Origin of the sequence: Pseudomonas sp. (assembly GCF_030696055.1) — a bacterium.
Taxonomy (GTDB): domain Bacteria; phylum Pseudomonadota; class Gammaproteobacteria; order Pseudomonadales; family Pseudomonadaceae; genus Aquipseudomonas.
Map to the genome: position 1 here is coordinate 1 of NZ_JAUYNP010000111.1, position 3,694 is coordinate 3,694.

The 3,694-nt window shown below is 65.0% G+C and carries 6 protein-coding genes; 2 read left to right on the top strand and 4 right to left on the bottom strand.

Going from position 1 to position 3,694, the window contains the following annotated elements:
• Together Q8Q83_RS06630 and rtcA are read left to right on the top strand one after the other, a co-directional pair.
• A partial coding sequence (locus tag Q8Q83_RS06630) for an RtcB family protein (RefSeq protein ID WP_305622222.1) occupies window positions 1-396 on the top strand: 396 nt, incomplete at its 5' end.
• A gap of 194 nt (window positions 397-590) precedes the next feature.
• A complete protein-coding gene (gene rtcA, locus Q8Q83_RS06635) occupies window positions 591-1,619 on the top strand; it encodes an RNA 3'-terminal phosphate cyclase (protein WP_305622224.1) in 1,029 nt (342 codons plus the stop codon).
• A 76-nt stretch (window positions 1,620-1,695) separates the two neighbouring features.
• Here rtcA and Q8Q83_RS06640 read toward each other — a convergent pair whose 3' ends face one another.
• From Q8Q83_RS06640 to Q8Q83_RS06655, 4 genes are all read right to left on the bottom strand, one after another.
• Window positions 1,696-2,211 (bottom strand): acyloxyacyl hydrolase, encoded by a 516-nt coding sequence (locus tag Q8Q83_RS06640; protein ID WP_305622225.1) that lies wholly within the window; start codon window positions 2,209-2,211, stop codon window positions 1,696-1,698.
• 111 nt (window positions 2,212-2,322) lie between these two features.
• A complete protein-coding gene (murI, locus tag Q8Q83_RS06645; RefSeq protein WP_305622226.1) occupies window positions 2,323-3,111 on the bottom strand; it encodes a glutamate racemase in 789 nt (262 codons plus the stop codon).
• The gene (locus Q8Q83_RS06650; RefSeq protein ID WP_371132374.1) at window positions 3,101-3,238 is read right to left on the bottom strand and encodes a hypothetical protein; all 138 of its coding nucleotides are present in this window, start codon (window positions 3,236-3,238) and stop codon (window positions 3,101-3,103) included. The genes murI and Q8Q83_RS06650 overlap by 11 nt, the downstream gene beginning before the upstream one ends.
• Window positions 3,228-3,694 (bottom strand): ThiF family adenylyltransferase (locus Q8Q83_RS06655; protein ID WP_305622228.1); only part of this gene is annotated, 467 nt, incomplete at its 5' end. The genes Q8Q83_RS06655 and Q8Q83_RS06650, both read right to left, overlap by 11 nt.

The following is a 3,694-nucleotide window of genomic DNA, read 5'->3' on the forward strand; positions in this document are numbered from 1 at the left end:
AACTGCCACCACAACTATGTGCAGAAGGAGCGCCACTTCGGCCAGGACGTGCTGATCACCCGCAAGGGCGCGGTCTCGGCGCAGAAGGGCGAGCTGGGCATCATCCCCGGCTCCATGGGCGCGCAAAGCTTTATCGTCCGCGGCCTGGGAAATGAAGAGGCGTTCAGCTCCTGCAGCCACGGCGCTGGACGGCTGATGAGCCGCACCCAGGCGAAGAAACAGTTCAGCCTGGACGACCAGATCCGCGCCACCGCCCACGTGGAATGCCGCAAGGACCTCGACGTGATAGACGAGATCCCCATGGCCTACAAGGACATCGAGAAAGTCATGCACGCCCAGCGCGAGCTGGTGGAAGTGGTGCATACCCTGCGTCAGGTGGTGTGCGTTAAGGGCTGAGCCGTAACGAACCTAGGGTGGGTTAGACGCCCATCCATTGATCGGGCTATCAGCACACAGGTCAGAAGGCGTCGTAACCCACCATCGACGACAAAGCTGGTGGGTTACGGCTCCCTTGAGTTTCGCGAATGCATAAGCATCAGCGCTCGGGAGCCCCTCCCTACGCACTGGACGGATAAATCGGGAAGTAATGCATGAACAAGGACTTGCTAAGCCTGGACGGCGCCATAGGTGGCGGCCAGGTATTGCGCAGCGCGCTGAGCCTGTCGATGGTCAGTGGACGGCCCTTCCGTATCGTCAATATCCGCGCCCAGCGTAGCCGCCCGGGCCTGCTGCGTCAGCATCTCACCGCGGTATTGGCCGCCGCCGAGGTCTGCGGTGCGCGGGTCGAGGGCGCGCAGCTGGGTTCGACCAGCCTGAGCTTCAGTCCCGGGCCGATCAAGGCCGGCGACTACCGCTTCAGCATAGGCACCGCCGGAAGCTGCACCCTGGTGTTGCAGACGCTGCTGCCGGCGTTGCTGTGTGCGCCCGATCACAGCCGCCTGCAGATCAGCGGCGGCACTCATAACCCGGCTGCGCCGCCGAGCGACTTTCTCCAGCTGGCCTGGCTGCCGCTGTTGCGGCGCATGGGCGCACAGCTGGAGCTGAACCTGCTGCGCCATGGTTTCGCACCCGCTGGCGGCGGCCGACTGGAACTACACGTGCAACCCAGCCAGTTGCAGCCACTGCACCTGGAACGGCGCGGCGCCGTGCTGAGCCAGCAGGCCCGCAGCCTGCTGGCCGGCGTTCCCGGGCATGTCGGCGCGCGCGAGCTGGAGCGGCTGGCCAATCGCTTGCAACTGCCCGCAGACGCGCTGCATTGCGTCCATCTGCCGGAGGATCAGGGCCCGGGCAATGCCCTGCTACTGGAAGTGCGCTGCGAGCAGGTCAGCGAGCTGTTCGCCGCCTTCGGTCAGCCGCGCGTGCGCGCCGAGAGCGTCGCCGACCTGGTTGTGGACCAGGCCCGCGACTGGCTGCACAGCGACACGGCGGTGGCCGAGCATCTGGCCGATCAGTTGCTGCTGCCGATGCTGCTGGCCGGTGGTGGCAGCTTTACCACGCCGCGGCGGACGCCCCATCTGGACAGCAATATCCAGGTGATCCAGGCCTTTATGCCGGTGCGCATCCACTGCCAGCCCCTGGCAGCGGAGCGGCTGCGGGTCAGCCTGACGCCGACTGCTTAGCCCGAGAAAGGATGGCGGGAAAAACTGCAGACAGAAAAAACCGGATCGCGATCCGGTTTTATCGAAACTCTACGACCTAGAAACTTATCCGGTAATGCAGGGTATAGGCCTCGACGCCATCGTTGGGTTGTTTCAGCCCGGCATTGGAATAGTGCAGCGCGCGCAAGCCGACTTCCTGGCCGGCAAAACGCAGACCGAAACCGAGGCGGTCTTCGAACTGCAAGGACGAGCCCAGGTCCTTGTCCTCGAGCTCGGTATGGGCAAAGGCCGCCACGCCTATGCCGGCCTCGATATAGGGTTTGACGTTGCCGCCGCCAAACTCGTAAACGAAGACAGGAGTAACGGACAGGCTGTGGTTGCTGGAGGTCTCGTCGCCGTCCCAGAAGGTATAACCGGCGTCCCAGTAGCCGGTCAGCCGTCCCACATCTGTCTCGAACCAGCTGCGGTTGAAATCGAACTGCGCCCCCAGGCGATAGACCATGGTCGACTCACTCGACTGGCCAATGGCGAAGCTCATATCTGCGGCCTGTACAGCGGCCATCTGCCCCAGGGATAAGGCTGCAAGCGCAGCCAAGGTCACAACTTTGTTCATGGCAATTATCCTTTTCCACCCATTAACGACAGTGCTGCGTTACTGCCTGTGAGTATAGGAACCTTTGCCGGTTGAGAAAGCCGACTTATGGACTAATAACGCCGGGCCCGGCTAAAGCGGGCTGACCAACGCCGCCTCGCCCCAGAGCAACGGCAGCACCCGCTGCATCGCCACGGGCTCGCCACTGGACCAGAAGCGCGCCGGCTGTGCCGAACCTGTGGCCAGCAGCTCGCGTTCGCTCAGCAGGCGCTGCAGTTGCCGGGCCACCGCCGCGCCGGTGTCGATCAGGCTGACCGAGTCCGGCACCAGGCTGCGCAGCAGCGGCTTGATAAAGGGGTAATGGGTGCAGCCGAGGATCAGGGTGTCGCAGCCCTCGGCCAGCAGCGGCGCGACCAAGCCCTGCAGCAGCTCGCGGGTGGCGGCGCCGTCCAGTTCACCGGCCTCGATGCGCTCGACCAGCCCGGGACAAGGCTGGGTGATCACCCGCACATCGCTGGCGAAACGGTCGAGCAGCGCGGCGAACTTGGCGCTTTTCAGCGTGCCGGTGGTGGCCAGCACGCCGACCACACCACTGCGGGTCGCCGCCGCCGCCGGCTTGACCGCCGGTTCCATGCCGATTATCGGCAACTGCGGATAGAGCTCACGCAGCTCGGCCACTCCCGCGACCGTGGCGGTATTGCAGGCCAGCACCAGGGCCTTGGCGCCCTGCCCCAGGAGGAACTCGGCGAGCAGCCGGCAGCGCTCGCGAATAAATTCCGGTCTCTTTTCGCCATAGGGCACATGGCCGCTGTCGGCCACATAGAGCAGCGATTCCTGGGGCAGCAGCGCGCGAATCTCGCGCAGCACCGACAGGCCGCCGACGCCGGAGTCAAACACGCCAATGGGTGCGTTACTCGACATGGCCGCCACAGACGCTGCACGCCTTAACCCGCAGCTCAGGAAAACGACTGCCCAGGGCATCGACCAGCAGTAGATGGCCGATCAGAGATGCGCCGAACCCGGTCAACTTCAGCGCGTTATTCCCCATGGGTCGCACCACAGACGCTGCACGCCGGATCACGCTTGACCCGCAACTCACGGAAACGGCTGCCCAGGGCATCGATCAACAGCAGTCGGCCGACCAGGGGTTCGCCGAACTGCGCCAGCAGCTTCAAGGCTTCCAGCGCCTGCAGGCTGCCGACCAGGCCCACCAAGGGCCCGACCACCCCGGCTTCGCTGCAGGTCAGCTCGGCTTCGCTGCCGTGGCCGTAGATGCAGTGGTAGCAGGGACTGTCATCGCGGCGCGGGTCGAATACCGACAGCTGGCCTTCCAGGCGAATCGCGGCGCCGCTGACCAGCGGTACCTTGGCCGCCACGCAGGCGGCATTCACCGCCTCGCGGGTGGCGAAGTTGTCCGAGCAATCCAGCACCAGGTCCACAGCGGCCACGGCGGCGGCCAGGGAATCGCTGTCCAGGCCCTGACGATGGGCCTGCAGGCGCAGTT